Source organism: Nitrospirota bacterium, from assembly GCA_016180645.1.
Lineage (GTDB): Bacteria > JACPQY01 > JACPQY01 > JACPQY01 > JACPQY01 > JACPAV01.
Window position 1 is genome coordinate 101,001 of sequence record JACPAV010000018.1, and the last position, 20,034, is coordinate 121,034.

Genomic DNA, 20,034 nt, shown 5'->3' on the forward strand with positions numbered 1-20,034 from the left:
CCGGCAGAACGGCATCATGACCGTTGTGGATTTCATACTCGGCCTGCCCGGCGAAACCCGTGAGACGGCGGAACGCACGGCACGGTTCATCCAAACGACCCAGGCGGATTTGGTCAATCTACATCGGCTGACCCTGTTGGACGGAACCGAGATCGGCGAGCGATTCGACCCCCTTCATCCGCCGTGCAACATCTCGCAGGACGAATTGACGGAAATGTGTGAGAGACTGAACCGCATGTTTTACGGCAATCCGAGACGAATCGCCCGACTGGGCCTCGGGGTCCTTCGCGCGAACCCGGGGTGGTTTCTCCATGCGCATCGTTTCCTCGGCGCCTATCTGAATGTGTCGGGATTCTCCAGGCCGAGACCTCGGGCGGCCGCTTCAGCCGAACCCCGCTCGTCTACGTTCTTAGGACGCCCGCCGCTGTCTGAAACCACGCCGGGACTTGCGCCGGATCCTGCAAGACCCGCCACACCACCGCGAGCAGCTTCCTCGGCCTACCGTAAAATCTCAAATTCGCGCGCAGCGTTTCGGCCCTGAGCTCCGGCGAATAGTGGAAGAATGGCTCATGGATATCCACCAACATGTTGAAATGGGCGAAATCGAGAGGGAGGGAGAGGGCCAGAGCCAGGGTCTCCCGGACCGTCCGGGGTGTTTCCCCTGCCAACCCCAGAACAAAAAGCCCCGTAGCTTCCAATCCCACACTCTTGACCAGATGGACGGCCATTCGAGCCTGCTCAACGGTGGCCGACTTGAGGTGCCGGTCGAGGAGGGCCTGGCTGCCGGTTTCCAGGCCAAAGGAGATCTGGTGGCATCCGGCGCGCCGCATGAGGATCAGCAACTCTGAGTCCACCTCGTCCACCCGCGCCAGACATCTCCAACTGAACCGAACATTCCGCCGCAGGATCGCCTCGCAGATTTCGAGCGCCCAGTCCCGCCGATGCGTGAAAACGAGATCTTTGAAATTAATTTGCGGAATACCGTTGCGATCGAGGATCGCCGCGATTTCCTCCACCACATGGGCCGGACTGCGATAACGAACTTTGGCCCCGAACCACAAGGAATCCGGGCAGAAGGCACAGGCATAGGGGCAACCCCGCGACGCCTGGATCGTCGTATAGGGCGCCCGCCGGTCGAGAATGGAACGGTATCTTCTCACGTCCATCAGGCCGCGATCCGGGATGGGAAGGTCGTCCAGACGGGCGACCCAGGCGCGCTGCCCCAGCACCACCGCGCCGTCGCTCCGGTGGGCCAGGGAACGTTCAGGTTGGCCGCGCAGGAAATCCAAGAGCGGCATTTCGGGCTCTCCCTGGATCACGTAATCGACGCCGCCCGCCAACGCCGGTCGCGGGTCAACCGTAACGTTCGCGCCCGCGAAGAGGACCCGCAGATCCGGAAGGGCGGCCTTGACCGCCTGAATGAGCGCCAAATCATCCTCGAGGGAGTACCACGTTGAAATCAGGAGAAGGGCCGGTGCCGGTTGCTCTCGAAGGTATCCCGCGATTTCGCCGGCTCCCCATCCCCGCGAGTCCGCGTCCAGGAAGTCCGCTTTGAATCCGGAGGCCCGCGCCCACGTGGCCAGTCCGGCCAAGTCGACCGGCGGGTACGGGATGGCCGCCGGCAGGAGCCCTCCCGACCAGTCCCGGATCACGGCGACAGGCCGGCCCTTCCACTTGCCGGAAGGATGGAGGAACAAGATATCGTTCATGGATTCAGCCCGCAAATCCCAGGAAATAGCGGAGCCCGTGCCAGTAAGGCTTGGCGTCCTCCCATGATCGGATCCTTCTCAGGTGTTTCCAGAAGAAACCCGGTCTGAGATAGAAGCGTCGGTAGGCCCGCAGGAACATTCTCGAAACCTCACGCTCATCCTTGTACCCCGTGGGAACGAAGGACGGTTCCTTGAAGTGATAATCGTAGTTCTCCTTGATGCGTCCCATTTTTCGACACAACTCCAGAAATGCGTGGACTCCTCCCTCCGGGTAGCACAGGTTGAAGATCGCGTGGTCCAAGTCCAGTTCAATCGCGAATCGGATGGTCCGTTCCCCTTTTTCCGGAGTTTCGCCCGGCAGCGCCAGGATGAAAAAGGCCGCCGGCGAAATCCCGACTTCATGGGTCCACCGGACCACTTCCCGGGTCTGCTCGATCGTAATTCCCTTCTCCACCAAGTCCAACAAGTCTTGGCTCCCCGATTCGATTCCGTACGTGATCATCCAACAGCCGGCGTCCGCCATGGCCCGAAGGATCCCCCGGTCCACGGAATCGATTTTCGTCTCGCAGCTCCAGCTCACCCCCATTCCGCTTCGGGCCATGCGTTCGCAGAACTCAAACATCCACTTCCGACGATTGACGAAGTTATCGTCCTCGAAGTATATATCGCGGATACCGTACTCCTGTTGGACCTTCCGAATATCCTCAACCACGCGCTCGGGAGAATGGCGGCGGTACTTTACCTTGAATTGCTCCGTGAGGGCGCAAAACGTGCACTGGGCATAGTCGCATCCCCGGGCGGTGACCATGGGGAGCGTCGGGAGTCTTCTCCATTTGTGGGGAAGCGGTCGATACCTCTTGAGATCGTACAGACGCCAAGCCGGGGAAGGCAGCGAATCAAGATCCGAGACCAAAGATCGAGGGAGATTCTTTCTTATGCCCCCCTCGGGCAAGCGGTAGATGATTCCTTGAACGCCATGCCAATCCTCGCCCGCTTCGGCACGCGCGCAGATCTCGCTCAGGGTCTCTTCGGCTTCACCATAGACGAGGGCGTCGATCTCCGGGCATTCAAGGAGCGACTCTTCGTTCGTAGCCGTAACATGCGGGCCTCCCAGCAGAACCGGAACGGGAAAAGATCGCTTCAGTGTCCGAATGAGCGCGAACGCCTGCTGAGACCAGAGGGTCAGGGCGTTCACCCCGATGAGATCGGGACCGAATTCTCCGAGACGTCTCGTGATGACCCCCTCCGGAATTCCTTCCGCAAGGGCATCGATCAGGAGGGTCTGATGACCGGCTTTCTCCAGCATTGCTCCGATGTATCCGAGTCCCACCTGGGGCTGGATGGACAGATTCTCATTCAATTTGATGCCGTAGAGCTGCCTGTAGATGTTGTAGGGCGGAGTGACCAGCGCAAACTTCATGCGGCCTTCGAGTCGGAGGGGAACACACGCAGGAGAAGATCGTCCCAGAAACACCGACGGGCATCCAGCGAGGCATGGGCCCCAACCTGGATGTCTTCCCACGCCCTTCCTCCCGTCGCGTACTTCCCGATGAGTTCGGAGAAGATCCTGCCGTGTTCCTTGTCTTGCTCAATGTGGAGGTGGAAATACTCCATGTCATCCCTGGACACCTGTCCCCATGCCTCGAGGCCTTGCCGGAGGTAGCCGAACATGGTCGGCAGCGACCATTCATGGCCGGGACCCATCGCACCCATCCCCACCCAAAGCGAGGAGCGCCGGGTGAGCTTCCAATGCGTTGCGACAAACCTATCGGTTCCCGGCGCCCAATTCACGAAGTCCCACGTCTTTCTGGGCACGCCCACGGACAGCAGAAACTTCTCATACAGGCGCGGATGACTCTCGGAGGGGTTCACTCCCCCATACTCGTCCGCCAAGACCTCTCGAAGCTTGTCTGAAATCTCACCCGGACCGGACGTCTTCATGAGCGACGTAATGTACTTGGGGAAAACCTTCACCAACTGATAGTGCTGGAGGGCAAAGGCCCGAACTTGATCCATCGTGAGATCGCCCCGCGACATCCTTTGCAGAAAAGGGTGGTGAAGAGCCGGATGTGCGAAGACGGTTCTTTCAAGCGCCGAAACGATGCTGCGGCCCGAGCCTCCCTCTCGACTGGACATGGTCGAATTGTATCGTTTTGACTCTACCTTGCAAATCTCCACGCCTTCACGGGATGCGCCGCTCGATGAAAGACCTCCCCTCGGCTCCACGGATTCATGGTGTTTGCTGCTGGATCGGCCTCCTCCCGCTACCTGGAGCGGTCCGGGGTTGACCCGGCTGCGGAGGCCGCCGGAAGGAGATCTTCCCGCTTCAATCTGAGCCGATCCGCGCGTCGCAGGTCGAACAGGGCCCGGGCGGTGGCATAGTGATACATGGCTTTCGTTCCCCGCGGCGAGCGCCAACACCGCGGGGCGAGAAATCGCCGCCCCCAGTGGAACCCGCCGACCTCCGAACTGAGGCGGCGGAACTTCTCAAAGTCCGCCCGTTGCTCATCCAGGTCGGATCGGGGCAACGGCTGATCGATCGCCCAGAAACTATTGTTCAGGAGCACCATGCGATGCCGTCTCCACAATTTCAGAACGGCCTCAACGTACCCCACCGCGCGATGCGCAAGACCGTCATCCACGAACAAGTAGACCCGGCAGTTGCGACCACGCAAATACTCCATGAGATGGCTCAGGTATTCGAAGTTCGTTCGTCCCGACTTATCGGCATGGTTCCGCTCCGAACTGAACCAGAAGTGGCACGAGTTGAAAACGTTCAACATCCGATCGAGAACCCTCTCCTCCGGCAGGTTGTAGAATTCAAAATACAAATCCAGATCGTATTTTTCTGAAAAGACCGGCTCGACGTACCTCCATCCATAGGCATCTACAAAGTCGCTGATCATGTGGACCGTCCGCACCCGAGGGTCCGCGCTCCAATGGCGAAGATCGTCCCGGATGCTCTCCGGGGTCCGACGCGCGACGCCTCGCCCCATGATCGCGCGCTGCAGCTTGGGATTGCCATAGCAGAATTCACAATCATAGAGACACCCCTTCATGGCCGGGACCCAAGGGTAGATCAGGGTCGGAAAAGGGTTCTCCTGGTATCGGTACATCACTTTCTCGAAGGAAGGAAACCAGTCGAGCGCTCGATAGTCGGATCGGCTGTACTCCTCCGCACCAACCCGATAGGCAAAGGGGGATGAAAACTCCTTGGCGATAAGGTTCGGAACGTGCGCGGGGTCTCCACCCTCCATCAACGCATGAACCAGTTGGGGAAAGGGACCCTCCGCGTCCCCTCGAATGACAAAATCCACCTGGGACCCCGACACCAGTGCTCTTCCCAGAACGGAGGCCGTATAGCCGCCGACAACAATTTGGATCGAAGGGTTGATCCGCTTGTAGGCTTCAGCCAGTCGGACCAACCGGTCCAAAGTGTAGTACCAGTGCAGATCCATGGCCACGACTTTCGCCCGGCGGAGGTGAGCTTCCGTAACCTCCCTCTCGAAAAGACCGAGCTTCGGATACGGAATACTGTTCATGAGCGGGACAACGCCCATGGGAATGATATGGTTTTGCCCCTCCCGACCCGGACGAGGGTGAACATACAGCACCCTCGCCGTGTCGCTTCCTTCACGACGCATGAGGTCAAAATATCACGACGTATGAGGAGCGACAAGGGATGCAAGATCCGACGGGATCACCGCGGCCGGTTCAGCACGGAGAATACCAGTCGCCGAGGACCGTTCCATGATGTATCCTTGCCTCGATGGTGGGGGTCGAGACCCTATTGCGGAGCCCACGAGGCCCCATGCACGGCCCAATAGCCCAGCCCCAAACTCAGGGCCGGTCCCATTGGAGCCAACCGTACACCCGCGGAAGAATCCCCCTCATCGCAAGGAGCTCGGCATGACACGAAGAAGGGCGATGGGGGTCGGGATCCTGATTTCATTCGTTGCCGCGGCTGTCTTCTTGTTGATGCGAAGCGGCAGAGGGTCAAGAGAATGGGAGATCTCCCGCAACACCGCGCCGGTTTTTTTCTACGATCGCTTTCCCCGCGCCACCGACCAAGCCTCCGAAACGCTCTTGAAGCGGCTGTTGAGCGATTACCACGACCCCGCGGATGGACTTTTTTTTGATTTCCTCGGAAACGGAAAAGGAGTTTTGTATCAGCTCAATGCTTTCGGCAAACCTTTTGACTTTCATGTAAATGGATCGACAAAGACGGCCGCCTTCAATGCCTGGGTGGGAATCACCGCGGCGACCGCTCTCGCGGCCAAGAGCGGCGTTGTCCATCGATCCCTTCTCGAAGACTTGGCCGGATCCATGCGCCAACGGTTCTGGCAAGACGATGAACAATCCTACGACATTCTTGGGGACGGGAAGCAGTACGATGCCATCAATGACGCCCTCGTCGGGGCGTTCTATCTGTACTTGGCCCAACGGGTCGGACATGCCCCCTACCTGGACTGGGGCAGAGATGGAATCGAGGCCGTCATGAGACGCATTAACGACGGTGGAAGGATCGCTTGTTGCGAAATCGCCGGCCGGCCCTACCCTGAGATGTACTCGCGGCATGGCCTGATTCCGGCCGTTCTGGCGTACGCCTTCCAGCTAACCGGAGAAGAGCGGTATGCCCGCTCCGCCGTAGCCGTCGCCGATCTCTTCCTCAAAGAATTCTGGACGGGGACTTATTTCCGCGATTGGATCTCGATAGGAACCGACTCGGAAATCGGCATGGGCATGTTGGAGGTGTTCGCCATGACCGGCCGCGAAAAGTACCTCCACGCCGTCGAAACATTGGTCGAACACTATCACAATCCGCATGGGGAGATAGCCCACGATCCGGGAGATCACAACGACGTGCGCCACGATCAGCATGTCAACTCCGTTGTCGACCAGGCGGAGTTCATCATCCTCCTGCGCAATCTTGCCCAGATCACAGGGCGCAGGGAGGTACGCCTCTTGGCAGATCAAAGGGCCGCACAATTGAGTGCCTGCTACAATGAGCACCTGCACCTGTATCCCCACATGTGCTTCGCGGGTCCCCGGCGGGAAGGCGACTATTTCTCCGCCATCAATGCCCTCGCGTATCTCTCCTTGTCCGGCGGACTCTGACCGCAAACGCCGGGGGCGGCCGTAGGCAGCGCCCCCGCGGTCTGTTTTACGTCAAAAGTCGCGCCTCACCGGATCGGGAGTGGAAAAACACCGCTCTTGTGCCGTGGGCATGCTGATGTATCCTTCCCTGGCGAAGGACATGAAAGATGATTGAGGGGAAACGCGTCTCGCTCATTCTGCCTTGCCTGGATGAGGAAAACGGCCTGCGCATGCTGTTGAAGAATATTCCGAGTGCCGTAGATGAGACGATCGTCGTGGATAACGGCTCGACCGACAAGACCGCCGCGATCGGCCGGGAAGCCGGAGCCCGGGTCGTTCATGAACCGCGCCGCGGCTACGGGCGAGCGTGTCTCCGCGGGCTCACGGAAGCGCGGGGAGAAATCCTGGTCGTCATGGATGGGGACGGGACCTATCCCGTGAACCGCGTGGAGACCGTCGTGAGCAAGATGGTGCGAGAGAAGTATGACTTCCTGGTTACGAGGCGGCTTCCCCTCGGAACTCCTTCGATTCGAAGCCGCCTCCGGAGGCTCGGGTGCTACGTGCTTGATCAGACCGCCCGGCTCCTCTTCGGCATTCCACGGATGGATACTCAATCCGGATTCTGGGCTCTACGACGAAGCGCTCTGCCCCTTCTTGGGCCCGGAAGTCCGGGAATGTCCTTCTCAGAAGAAATCAAGATTGAAGCTTTCACGCGAAAAGACATGCGGGCCGGCCAATGGATCGTTGAATACCGGGGAGAACCCAGGCCGGGAACCAGCAAGCTCCGGCCCTTCCGGGACGGGCTCTCCACTTTCCTATTCCTCTGGATACAGAGAGGTCGCCATTTTCTGCGGATTCACGGTGAAGAACATCATAAAAACCACGGACCCACCCAGTAGTAGCCCTCGCAGGGAACAATGAATCGAAAACGGGAGGACCGAGACATCGCCACGCGGTCCCGAGAAGGATCCGCCTTCAGCTCGCGCGCGGTTACGACGGTAAAATCGGAATCGGCAACCTCCAATGTAGAACCGGCGGGAGCCGACACGCGAACGAGCTTCCCGGCCAACCAAAATGAACGGACGTGCGCCGATACGTCTTTGCACGGCCCCGGAGGCGGTGTCGGCAGTCGCCAGGTCTGGTTTCCGTACCCCGCCCGCTTCATCGCCAAGTAGGGTTCGAGCGTGTGACACGCCGTTTGGGCGAATTCGGACCCAAAAACGCTTGACCTCCCCGCCTTGAATGAATGGGTGGCCGGATCATATCTGTCCCGAACCATCTTCCATCCGACCCGAAACGGGCGGGATGTCTCCGGGAGGTACCCTTGGAGACCCAGCAGCGCGATGGACGCGGGATACACGTGGGATTCATCCAACGCCGTCAGAAGGTATTCCATCAGCTCCTGGTTGACTTTCCGGAACGCTTCGTAGCTGCTCACGCCTACGCCTTTCCACATGAGAAGCGTCAGCCCGTCTCCCACGATATAGTCCGGAAAATACTCCCCCTTGTAGGCTGAACTGAGGATCGATGCGTCGTTTGCGGCTCGCGCGCCTTGAATGATCTTGTCCCCAACAGGCAATCCCACTTTCAGCAAACCCATGATCGCCGCCGGGTTCGCCTCGTTGGACGAAACGGAATACCCTTCGCCTGTCCTTCGTACGGCTCTCGAGTAGTCGAGGTTCACCCAGCCGCCGTCCTGGACACGCAGGCCGATCAAAAGTTTCATGTGATCCGAGAGGGATCCCGGGGAGCGCAACACGTCGCGGGATCCCGCCAGTTCCAACACCTTTGGACCGGCGCAGCCCATGTCAAATCCGGGGACAATCCCGCCATGCGAATCCGTCGATTGGCGGATGAATTCAAGGATCTGATTCGTGAGGGTTTCTGATCCGGGAATGAGGGCTGACGCCGCCGCAAAATACAGAATGCAATGAAGATCGTACCGGAGGCCTAGATCGGATTCACGCTGACTGCCCGTCGCGCGATCGATATGCCGGGGCAAACGGTCCAACTCGTCCGGTGTGTGCTTCTTGACCTCCTCAAAATGCTCCGCTGTTCTCCGAATCAGCCACTTGGCCGCCTGATCAATCTCAACTTGTGGAAAATCCATTTCGTCGGAAACCATTTCGACCGTGCGCGGCGATCTCTCCGCGAACACGCAGGCGGGCAGCCCGACACAGCCGACTGAAATGAGCAGGGCCCATCGTCCACCAAGCGCCCCAAATCTTCGCGCCATGATGGCGAGCGATTTTCCTTCCATGAACATAAATCGACCGGTTATCATGTCCCTTCCCGCTGGAGAAATCAATATCATTGTTCCATCTCCACGGATGTCGTCGCGCCCCTCGCAGCATCATGATTCAGTATGGAGAGCAACGGTACACGCGGAGCCCGCCGTCTCGGCTGGAGAAAAGGTACTCCAGCCGCGCGGCGCCCACGAGGGAATCGCCCGCCGAGGGCGTGACCAGAATTCCATATCCCTGGGGCGGGCGACGGCTCGGCGCCAAGCTATCGCCGAAGAAAAATGGCGGCGGCCCACCCACCCGCTCTCCCACGTAGGCCCAAGACCATCGGGGAGCAAACCAGATGCAAGGGGAGCGGCTCTGAAAAACGAAATCGGGTTCCGTAATGTCCATCGCGACGAAATCCGGCCGCTCCCGGGCGAGGTGGGCCTGAAACCGTCGTTCGAGCTCCTCATAGTCCGAGCCATACCTCACTTTTGGGTTTGGAAAAAGCGACGCCGGGAAACCCCTGCGCAGGATCGGCCACGATTGGACGCCAAGGGCCAGGAGAAGAATGACGACACCGTATTTCCGGAAATGCGACGATACCCGATTCTCGGCAAGCCGGTCGAACACCTGCCAACTCCACAGGATCAGCCAGGGGAGAAGAAACAACAGGAAACGGATTTCAAATCCCTCTCCAAAGACAGTCATCAGGACCACCGTCCCGATCACCGTCGCGATCAGGACAAAGTAGGTGCCGAAGTACCATCTGCTCTTGACCCACCAACCGAGCAGACCGCCGACAATCCATAACGGTCCGATCACGCGGAAGATGTCTGCCACAACGGCAAGATCGAAGCGTCTCGCGGCCCGCGCGGGAAACAGAGCGTGACGCTTGGCGTAGTAGGCCACCGCGTGAAAAGGATTGCCGAATACGATCGCGTCCACCGCCAAAGACAAGAACACCGGAAGGACAATCCACATCATGCTCCTCCACTCTTTGCGGTGAACCATGATCAGGAACCAAGCCCCGGCGGCGAAAGCCCCCTCAAACTTGACAAGGGGGAGACACCCGAACAAGGCGGCGGCGGCCTTGCCGTGCCCGAGAAGCCCCGACCAGAGCGCGCCAAACAGAACCAGGGCGAAGAAAGGTTCCGGGAGAGCCGTCCAATGCGCCACGCTGAACCAAGGATGCAGCGCCAGCAACAGGACCGGCGCCGGATGCGGCCGCCCCCCCGCCTCCTTGGAAAAAAACACGATCATGATCAAAACCGCGGCCCCGCAGAGAACGCTGAACATTCGGCCGGAGGTGACCGGATCCAAGCCCAGGGCGCTTCCGGCGTGAGTGGCCAGCCACACCAGAGGCATCCAAGGACGACGCTGAGGATTCGTCAACAAACGAGGATTTTGATCGGCACAGTAAGCCATGATGGCGTTGATCTCCTCCACGCAGCCGATGTCGGACCCGAGCCCAATCCGACGCGCCGTGGGGAAGTCCCGGACGCGCAGAAGGGAAATCACGGAGCCAACCACCCAGGCAAGAACCACAAGAAAACACGTGAGATGCGCCCTTCGGTTCACGGATGGGGAAGATCATGGCATGATCCCGGTCACCAAACAATGCCGGGAGAAAGAAGTCATCCACGCCGCCCGCGAAGACCTTTGCGGTGGATCCTTGCCGCAACTCTCCTGTGGCTTTCGCTGCTGGTGGCAGCCGGCTACCATCTCAATGATCTTTCCTCGGCTGCAAAGATTGACCGGAGGATCCTCCATACCATCGATGACCACTGGAGAGGAACGGTTCCCGTATGCGCTCTGGAGAAGCCGAGTCTCCTCTTCTATTCAAACCCCCGGTTCGGTTTCGGCCTGATCGTCATGGCGTTTCAGGGCCTCTGGAGCCGCTGGGCCGGACTGGACCCCTTTCTGGGGTTCCGTTGGCTGAACGCCGCCATCAGCGCGGTCGGCGCGGCCGTCTTCCTTCTCCTCGCTCGAAACTCGATCCCACCCCTGCTTCGATGGGGCGTGATTCTCGCCGCCTTGGGGCAACCCTTGTCCCTCCTCCTATCGATTTCAGGATTTCAAGAAGTTCTGTGCGCTTGCCTGCTTCTGCTGCTCGCTCATTCCTGGGGAAGGAACAAGATGGTCTGTGCCGTGCTTGCAGGCTACCTCCCCCTCGTGAGGGCGGAGACGATCTTCATCACGCTGGGGGTGTCCATCTCTCTCATGAGGTCCCGGCGCATTCTGCCTGGGATCGCCGCTCTCGCGCCTCTTTCGGCCTTCCAACTGGCCGGGAGATGGCTGTTGGGCGACTGGCCGGATGCCATCTCCTACGCCGCTCTCGGGCCGTTTCAGATCTCAGGAAGATCCTACTGGACTGAGCTCAAGCCCCATCTCTTGGAAACGTTGACCTCCTACGGCTGGATCACCAGCCTGGGCCTTCTGGCGGCCGTTGGAACAGGCTTGTGGATCCCCAAAGCGCGAACAAACGCCCTCCTCGCCGCTTCCTACCTTCTGGGTTCGGCGGCCGCCTTCACCGTTTCTCCCGCGCAATTCCCGTGCGGCCGGTACGTATTCCCCGCCTTCGTCCTCTCGCTCCTCTGCCTCCCGCAAGTCGTGGCAAACGCCGTGAATAGGTTCCCAAGCTTGAAGCGATCTCTCCCGCCTGTTTTCGCGGTATGGGCGATGATGTCCTTCGTCGAAGGTTTGTCCATCTGGCGCCGCGGACTCCCCCCGCAGTCGAGCGCGTACCAGTTCGGCGCTCTCGCGAAGGCGGAAAACGACCCCTTTCGCGGTTCTCGGGAGTGGCTCCTCGACTATCTCAAGCGTGACCCTGTCGATTGGGTCTTCTTCTCGTGGGAGTTCTACGATGTCCGGTCCTTCACCGCCGAAAACTGTTTCATCTTCCGCCGACATCAACTGCTTTTCGGCCCGCCCCGTCCCCCCGACGACTACGTCATCGCCCAATGGAAAGGAGGCGTACCCGTGCTCGATCTCGGAGCCATGAAAGTGCGCAAGTCATTGCCGGAAAACCAACCCGGTCTGATGATCACGAGATCCAGGAGATACGCCCCCTCCTCCGGCAACTGGGAGAAGATCGCGGTCTTTCCAAACGACGTCCAAGTCTTCCGGCACACACCCGTCAGATGACTGAAGACCCTCTCCGAATCGTCGGAAAGCCGCCCGACTCACCCGCGTGGAACTGGGTGATCCGCGTCTCCCTTCTGGCGCTCGGCATGAGCACCTCTCTGGCTCTCGGAAACACGCCGTTCTTCACGAACGAATACGACGACATCGTCGGGTTCGGAAAGGAAGTGACCGGGTTTGAATGGGACGATCTCTGGAGAGTATTCGCCGCAGGATCGCCCCGCATGACCAACTGGCGCTACCGGCCCGTACCGGACCTGTTCGTGATCGTGATGCACATGTCGGTCGGCGCCGTCCCGATCTACTTTCGGATCTTCTACGGCCTCGTCCTGGGCACGTTCCTCAACGCCGTCTACGTTGTGGGCAGAAGGCTTGGGGGATCAAGTCGTGTCGCCCTGGCGACCGCGGTCGTATCGGGGTTCCTCGGTCCGGTCCTTTGGGAAACCTGGTTCTACAGCGGATCGGAGTTGGTGGCCGCAACGTTTCTCTACATCGCGCTCGGAACCTTGGCCCGAACCGAAACGCGATCTCGCCGCTGGCCCCAATGGATCTTGTTCTCGTTGGCGTTTGGCTTGGCTGTGTTCAGCAAAGAAACCGTCCGCGCCTATGGCCTGCCCGTCGTTGCCGCCTTCCTCTGGGCTCACCGCATGCGTCTCCGAAGCATCGGGGGCGTTTTGGCGCCTTCCCTTCTCCTGACCGGCCTGTCGGTCTGGCTCTCCAACCGGAATACGCCGCCACATTGGAGTTGGATCGCGAAGTTCATGCCCGGAGAAGAGGGGTTCTGGACTTCCGCTCAATCCCAACTCCTTAGCTTGGCCGCTCAATGGACGACTCCTCTCGGCGTGGATTTCTTCCTTCTTCTCGCGGTCGGGACATCGGTGCTGAGTCTGAGTTCGGCCCGAAGCACCACTGCACGGCGATGGGTTCTCCTCGTAGGGATCATGCTTTTCATCGCTCACCTTGGAGCGCCGGTGCTCGAACCGGTCGTCTACTTCCAAGCGTACTACTACTCCAAACCGTGCTACACGTTCCTGCTCCTCGGACCCGCGTACTTCCTCCTCGGCTCAACAGCCGCTTTCTTCCGCCCGGCTCCGGGGACTCGGCTTGCGGCAGCCACCGCATGGATCGTTCTCGCCATTCTGGCGGGTTCGGTCATTCTCTTCCCCTTCGGGAAAACCGACCCGTCCACCAGAGCGCTCCTACCGGTCCTCCCTCTCATCGCCCTCCTGGGAATTCGCGGGGGGGCCGCGCTTCTCTCCACACAGACAGATGCAGTGAGCAAATACGCGGGCCTACTGCTCTCCGTGCTGGTCTGCCTCTCGACAGGCTATCACTTGGTTGCCGGAACCATCAACCTGGCGAGCGAGACGATAGCCCGGGGAGAAGTGGACCATGGAATGCGCAAACATCTTGCGGGCATGGACCTGGAGGGCACGTCGGTCATCGATCCCGACCCGCTCTTCCCCTTGACGGCGAGATTCTTCGCCGTCTTTTCCGAGCAGCCGCCCCGGCGGGTTTTTGACTCGCCCTCTTGGCAGGAGGTCCTGGTGGCGGTGAGAGAGGGGCGGCTGGGCAACCGGAAAGTTCTGCTCTCCCACTGGGAGACCAAACCCGATCCCGGCGGAAAAAACCCCTCGGCGTTTTGCCTCGACTTGTCCTGGATGGACGAACACCACGACCTGATTGGAAAGTGGAAGGTGGAGAGACTGGCCTCGGCCTCCTGCCCGAAAGATTCGGATTTCGTCCTCTTGGATCGGTTCGGCTCCCTCGTCAGACAGGAAAAGTCCTCGTTCATCCACCTCCCTCTGTTCGCCAACGATATTCCCCGTCGAACCCAGCAGGGAGTTTCGCTGCTTCTTCGCTTCACGTTGGACCGCAGAACCTACTCTTTTTGATTCCTGTTCAAGATAATCATGGCTTCCACTGTCAAAATCAAAATGCACTAACGTGGCGTCACATTACCGCCCCTTTGTGATATGAATCACATTCCCATTTTGTTCGACAGGTAGTATCCCTTGACATTTCACGAACAATTCGGGCAAAATGCAGTAATGGGAACCATCGGAGTCCTCGACCTCCGACATGGTGGCAGGGTATTTTCCAGTTGGCTCATGGTTGTGCCCGCCGCCGTCATCGCCATAGGAGCAGCCGCCTGCTCCGAAAATACCAAGACTGAAGAAATGCTTGCACCCACCAAAGACCCAATGCCCGTGCTCGAAGGGTCGATTCTGTCGGCCGTTCCGGAACCGGCCAGGGCCCTTGTCGTCGCAGCAAACGATGCCCTCGCCAATTCCAAGAAGATTGAAGACGCAAAAGCTTTGGCGCAAGGATTGAGTCTTCAGATGGACGTGCTGAAGAACAATCCGGAATGGGGTCAGGCCCTTGAAGCCGCCGCCACGAACGAGAAGGCTAAGGCGGAGTTGCTCAAGCAGGTTCAAAAGGAGCATGGCGACAAGGGAGTAGAAGTCGTAAAATATGTTCTTTCGCAGTACATGGATACTCCGGAGGAAAGAACGATGTCCACGTTTACAGCGGAAATCTTGGCCGTCGACGTGGCCTACATGTCGCCTGAAGCGGATCCACCTCACCTTCTCCTGGAAAGGTACCAAAAAACGCGTTTGCAAGTCGAAAAGTGGGCCCCTCAGCCGGCTGAACCCGACGCCCAGGGAAAAACCACCCCCTCCAAAACGGAGGAAGGTCGCCTGGCGCTTCTGCTCCAGTTGGATGAACGAATTTCACGCCTGGAGAATCACATCCAAGAAAAAAGGCAGGCCGCATTAAGTGCCCCACCCCTGCCGGTCGGAATGTCGGAGGGTTCCGATTAACATGCCCTCCAAAGGACGGCAGGCGCGCCGGCTTCCCCGATGGGGAATGACCCTCGCCATTGCCGCGTGCTTGGCCGCACTCGCGGGCTTGGCCTCCCCTTTCGTCTTCGTCTACCTCCAAGGAGGGGAAATCCATTTCACGAGCTACGATGGCCTCCGGATCGTTGCCGGAGATCGCACCGCCCAGTCCCTCATTCGCAACCTGGATCTCTCATCCAAAGCGGCTGGGCAGGTGGATGATCTCAACCGGCTGAACGAGACGGACCGCTTCAAATTCCTGCTCTATCGCGCGCTCGCGGACGTTCTCAGGCGAAACCGCCAACCCGAGGCGGCGGCCTATATCCTGGGTCGGCTCAGTCGGGACCCGGCCGTTCACTCCATGCAGACCAGCCTCTTCCGCTACATGGGGTCCCTTCAACAGGAAATGGGGGACTACCGCTTCGCCATCGAAAGCTACGAAAAAGCGCTCAGCGGCATCCAGGACCCTTCCGAACGCTACTACACGTACCGATCGATTGCCGACTGCCTCGTCAGCCTCCAACAGTACGGCCGCGCTCGCCGGTTGTACCGCGAACTCCTGGAAACGGTTCCCTCCACACACGGCCTCGGACCTGAGTACCTGAAGGACATATACCGGCGTCTCTCAGACGTAGAACGATACGCGGGCGAAATCCGCCAATCCGCCAAGTACTTGGATCTGGCCCTCGAAAAATCCCAGAACGATCTCCGCGAGCGGAACGCCATTCTGTTCGATCGAGCGCAACTCGAAATCGGCATCGGGGACTATGAAACGGCCCTGCGAACGTTGGCCGACCATATCGAAACTCAGGCTTCAGAGGTGTCCGCGCCGCCGTCCGCCGATCTGAACGTCATGCTGATCAATCTCTACCTTCGCTCAAGAAAGTACCCCGAGGCCAAAAATCTGTTCCTCAAGATCGTTTCTTCGCGGGAAATCAGCGCGGACCGGCTTTCTCAGCCCGGCGTCCGGTTGGCCACTTCCCTCCTGGAGGGATCCGACCCTTCATCCGCCTTCAAAGTGCTCGACGCCCTCGCGGCCATGAACGGCACCCAAGAGACCCTGGACCAGCTGGCCCTGACCGAATGGGCACTGATGAGCATCGAGGACGGCGGGCCGGAACGAATCCGACAGGCATGGCAAAGAATCGGTGCCTCCCAATCGCTGCAAGTCCCGAAGCCCGACCTCGACTTCATGGAAGCGTACACCCTCGAACGGGCCGGCCGATCGGAGGAGGCCCTGAGACAATACCTCGCCCTCTCGGATAAGAATGCGCCGACATCGATGGAGTTCTTCCGCCAGGTCGCATACCGAAAAGTGGGCCAGGCCGAGGCCAAGCGCCCCATCAGTCCAAACCGCAAGCTGGTCGAAATCAAGCACGGTGGGGAGGACCCCTCCCGATGACTTCGCGCAGCCGCCCCCCGTTCTTTCTCCGTCCCCTGGTTTCCCTGTTCGCGTGCGCCGCCCTGTTCGGCCCGGCGGTTCAAGCGAGAGCGGAAGTGAGCGGATACCACCGGTTCAACGTCGATTGGGTCAACAATGCAGGCGACACCAGCGGCTGGGTCGACTTCGAGGGAGAACTGGCCGATCAGGATGAGTGGCACATCCACTTCGACATCACCGATACAAACAACAAGGATGGCTTGGGCGCGCGGCGCTCCCACGTCGCTTGCACCGCCATCGATGGCCCGGAGTACTACCTGATCACGAACCCGGATGTGTATGACCTGGACGTTTCGGACACTTCGAGCATCGACCCGTGGCGCTTCACCGTCTACACCGAGGCGTGGGAAGATGACTATGGAAGCTGCGACAGCAGCTACGTTGGATCCGCTCCCTGGTGGGCCGATGTCGACGAGTGGTGTTCAAGCGGGAGCGTCAACGGGGACAACACGACGGGAACGGAGGGCGCCTGGCAAGAAAACCAAGTCGGCGGAGCATGTTGGGTTCGCTGGCGGCGGAAATGGGACGATTTTCGGACCCCGGATATCACAACATTCACCGACGACGGAAACAAGGCATACGACCTCACCTACAACACCCAAGCCGACCTCTCGGACGTCATGGGGCTTGGCGCCACGAAAAACGTCCACTACAAGTACGACGCCTGCCCCACCACGGGCGACGTCTCGGTCGCGATGTCCTTCGTATCGGGCAATAACTACCGAGGAACGATTCCCGCCCCGGGAGCGGGGAACTGGAACAAAACCCTGTACTGGATCGTTCGGGCGTGCGACACCCAGGGAAATTGCCTCACCTCGTCCTGCCAGACGGGCGGCCGAATCACGGACCCGTACGCACCCACCGTAACGCTGAGCAATGTCGCGGGGTCGTGGGTTCAATCGGATGTGATCAACTTCGCCTGCTCCGATAGCGGCAGCGGATGCCAATCCACCTTCTGGTGGGACTACGATGCCGACGGCGTCTGCTCAACCAACTCCGCCATCTACGCGAATAGCACGACACTCACGTCCGTCACCATCAATACCACACACAATGATTACATTTGTCTCTTGGTGAAAGACAACGAGCCCAACGTGAGCACCACCAGCGCACGCCTCTGGGTGGACGCCACCAATACCGTTCTCAACGCCTCCTCGTTCTCAGGGTGCAACTACGTCAACGGCTCCATCTGCTGGGTAAAAAACGGAACCAACTTCACGGTTCGGCTCCGTTACTACGACCAACACAGCGAACCATCCGGCAATCAGTTTCTATCGTTCACCAGCGGATGTACTCCGAACAATTGCGGCTGCGCCTGGTATGAACTGTGTGCCACAGGCAACGAGATCAAGTCCTACATCGATACCGACCCCGTAGGAGGATATGCCGACTCCCATTGGAATGACAGCTACCTCAACATTACAGGCGCCTCGTGCACCGAAGCAGGGGGATGTACCGGAAACTATGCGCAGATGGACTTCACGGTCACCGGCGGCAGTTCGGAAAAGAATTACGATATCTACGGATTCCAGTACGATCTGGTGGGAAACGGGCCGGCAGCGGGCTACAATGATACGGGCCTCGACTTGAGACTGGACAACACCGCGCCCACTTTCGGCGCCGTCACGCCCGCCAACACCGCCACGGCACTTTACGTCGACGGCACGTTCGACCTCAGCACCACTTTCGCCGACGGCACGGGCTCCGGCGTCGCCTCCTGCCAATACTGCAAGTCCACCGACGGCGTATGCGACACCGAGTGGGCCGCCGCCACCTGGAGCGCCGGCACCTGCTCCGTCACCGGCCTGACCTGCACGAACGGCCAGGCCCTCACCCTCAACATGCGCGCGACTGACAACGTCGGGATCGTGGGGCAAGCCTCTGGAGCCAGCCGCACCTGCGACACCACAACCCCAACGTTCGGAACCGTGACCCCGGCCAACACGGCCACCGCCACCTACGTCGACGGAACCTTCGACCTCTCCACCACGTTCAGCGATACGGGATCGAACGTCGCCTCCTGCCAATACTGCAAGTCCACCGACGGCGTGTGCGACACCGAGTGGGCCGCCGCCACCTGGAGCGCCGGCACCTGCTCCTTCACCGGCACAACCTGCACCAACGGCCAGACCGTAACCCTCAACATGCGCGCCTACGACGGCGTCAACAACCTCGGCACCGCCACCGCCGTCTCACGCACCTGCGACACAACAACCCCAACGTTCGGAACCGTGACCCCGGCCAATACCGCCACAGCCTCCCACGTGGACGGGACGTTCGATCTCTCCACCACGTTCAGCGATACGGGATCGAACGTCGCCTCCTGCCAATACTGCAAATCCACCGACGGCACCTGCGACACCGAGTGGGTCAACGCCACCTGGAGCGCAGGCACCTGCTCCTTCACCGGCGCAACCTGCACGAACGGTCAGGCCCTCACCCTCAACATGCGCGCCTACGACGCAGTCAACAACCTCGGCACCGCCACCGCCGTCTCACGCACCTGCGACACCGCCGTCCCCACGTTCGGCACCGTCACACCCGCCAACACGGCCACCGCCACCCACGTCGACGGAACCTTCGACCTATCCACTACCTTCGCCGACGGCACCGGCGCCGGCGTCGCCTCCTGCCAGTACTGCAAATCCACCGACGGCACCTGCGACACCGAGTGGGCCGCCGCCACCTGGAGCGCAGGCACCTGCTCCTTCACCGGCACGACCTGCACCAACGGCCAAACCGTAACGCTCAACATGAGGGCCGCCGACAGCGTCGGCAATCAGTGGGGCACCGCCACGCAAGTCTCACGCACCTGCGATACCGCCGTTCCCACGTTCGGCACCGTCACGCCCGCCAACACGGCCACCGCCACCCACGTCGACGGAACCTTCGACCTGTCCACAACCTTTGCCGATGGCACGGGCGCCGGCGTCGCCTCCTGCCAATACTGCAAATCCACCGACGGCACCTGCGACACCGAGTGGGCCGCCGCCACCTGGAGCGCCGGCACCTGCTCCTTTACCGGCGCAACCTGCACGAACGGCCAGGCCCTCACCCTCAACATGCGGGCCGCCGACAGCGTCGGCAATCAGTGGGGCACCGCCACGCAAGTCTCACGCACCTGCGATACCGCCGCCCCACCCGTTCCCACGATCTCCTCCGTAACGAATACGGGCAACCTGAAACTCACCGTCAACTGGTCCACCGTTGTCGACGCCGGCTCCGGCCTCGCCAACTATGAACTCGACCGGATCGGCGCCGGCCAGATCGCCACCCCCGCCTCGGGAGCCACCTCGTACCAAGACACCGTCGCCTCGGACAATACCGAGTACTGCTACCAGATGCGCTCCAAGGACAATGTCGGGAACCTAAGCGCCAATTCCACGCAGAAATGCGCCACCGCCATCATCGCCAACGAAACCATCGCCGCCGAAGTCAAAGGCTTCCCCGCCTCCGCCACCGACCAAGGCGGCACCTACATCGGCACCTACGTCGGCGCCGGAACCACCGTCTACCTCCTCAGCGCCAACGGCACCGTCGCCGACAGCGAAGCCCTCCCGGGCGCCTCGGGGTCC

The 20,034-nt window shown here is 60.2% G+C and carries 14 protein-coding genes; 7 read left to right on the forward strand and 7 right to left on the reverse strand.

The window, feature by feature from the left end; genetic code table 11:
• Positions 1-118 precede the first annotated feature (118 nt).
• From HYT87_11775 to HYT87_11795, 5 genes are all read right to left on the reverse strand, one after another.
• A complete protein-coding gene (locus HYT87_11775; protein MBI2060439.1) occupies positions 119-313 on the reverse strand; it encodes a hypothetical protein in 195 nt (64 codons plus the stop codon).
• Between the two features lie 88 nt (positions 314-401).
• A complete protein-coding gene (locus HYT87_11780) occupies positions 402-1,709 on the reverse strand; it encodes a radical SAM protein (GenBank protein MBI2060440.1) in 1,308 nt (435 codons plus the stop codon).
• Positions 1,710-1,713: 4 nt separating this feature from the next.
• Positions 1,714-3,129: a radical SAM protein gene (locus HYT87_11785; GenBank protein ID MBI2060441.1), complete on the reverse strand. Its 1,416-nt coding sequence runs from the start codon at positions 3,127-3,129 to the stop codon at positions 1,714-1,716.
• Complete coding sequence (locus HYT87_11790) at positions 3,126-3,845, reverse strand: iron-containing redox enzyme family protein (protein MBI2060442.1); 720 nt, start codon at positions 3,843-3,845, stop codon at positions 3,126-3,128. Before HYT87_11790 ends, HYT87_11785 begins: the two co-directional genes overlap by 4 nt.
• A gap of 128 nt (positions 3,846-3,973) precedes the next feature.
• Positions 3,974-5,353 (reverse strand): cobalamin B12-binding domain-containing protein, encoded by a 1,380-nt coding sequence (locus HYT87_11795; GenBank protein MBI2060443.1) that lies wholly within the window; start codon positions 5,351-5,353, stop codon positions 3,974-3,976.
• A gap of 265 nt (positions 5,354-5,618) precedes the next feature.
• Here HYT87_11795 and HYT87_11800 point away from each other — a divergent pair, with 265 nt between their 5' ends.
• Positions 5,619-6,827: a hypothetical protein gene (locus HYT87_11800; GenBank protein MBI2060444.1), complete on the forward strand. Its 1,209-nt coding sequence runs from the start codon at positions 5,619-5,621 to the stop codon at positions 6,825-6,827.
• A gap of 146 nt (positions 6,828-6,973) precedes the next feature.
• Positions 6,974-7,705 (forward strand): glycosyltransferase family 2 protein, encoded by a 732-nt coding sequence (locus HYT87_11805; GenBank protein MBI2060445.1) that lies wholly within the window; start codon positions 6,974-6,976, stop codon positions 7,703-7,705.
• On the opposite strand, the gene HYT87_11810 is transcribed toward HYT87_11805, so the two are convergent.
• Both HYT87_11810 and HYT87_11815 read right to left on the reverse strand, forming a co-directional pair.
• Positions 7,678-9,042: a hypothetical protein gene (locus HYT87_11810; protein MBI2060446.1), complete on the reverse strand. Its 1,365-nt coding sequence runs from the start codon at positions 9,040-9,042 to the stop codon at positions 7,678-7,680. The genes HYT87_11805 and HYT87_11810 overlap by 28 nt on opposite strands.
• 124 nt (positions 9,043-9,166) lie before the next feature.
• On the reverse strand, positions 9,167-10,612 hold the full coding sequence (locus tag HYT87_11815) for a hypothetical protein (protein MBI2060447.1): 1,446 nt from the start codon (positions 10,610-10,612) through the stop codon (positions 9,167-9,169).
• 81 nt (positions 10,613-10,693) lie between these two features.
• On the opposite strand from HYT87_11815, the gene HYT87_11820 reads away from it, so the two are divergent.
• The 5 genes from HYT87_11820 to HYT87_11840 form a co-directional block, all read left to right on the forward strand.
• The gene (locus HYT87_11820; GenBank protein MBI2060448.1) at positions 10,694-12,178 is read left to right on the forward strand and encodes a hypothetical protein; all 1,485 of its coding nucleotides are present in this window, start codon (positions 10,694-10,696) and stop codon (positions 12,176-12,178) included.
• Positions 12,175-14,070: a glycosyltransferase family 39 protein gene (locus HYT87_11825; protein MBI2060449.1), complete on the forward strand. Its 1,896-nt coding sequence runs from the start codon at positions 12,175-12,177 to the stop codon at positions 14,068-14,070. The genes HYT87_11820 and HYT87_11825 overlap by 4 nt, the downstream gene beginning before the upstream one ends.
• 156 nt (positions 14,071-14,226) lie before the next feature.
• Positions 14,227-15,000 (forward strand): hypothetical protein, encoded by a 774-nt coding sequence (locus HYT87_11830; GenBank protein ID MBI2060450.1) that lies wholly within the window; start codon positions 14,227-14,229, stop codon positions 14,998-15,000.
• A gap of 1 nt (position 15,001) precedes the next feature.
• The gene (locus HYT87_11835) at positions 15,002-16,420 is read left to right on the forward strand and encodes a tetratricopeptide repeat protein (GenBank protein ID MBI2060451.1); all 1,419 of its coding nucleotides are present in this window, start codon (positions 15,002-15,004) and stop codon (positions 16,418-16,420) included.
• Positions 16,417-20,034, forward strand: a 3,618-nt coding sequence (locus HYT87_11840) for a hypothetical protein (protein ID MBI2060452.1), incomplete at its 3' end; no start/stop codon positions are given. The genes HYT87_11835 and HYT87_11840, both read left to right, overlap by 4 nt.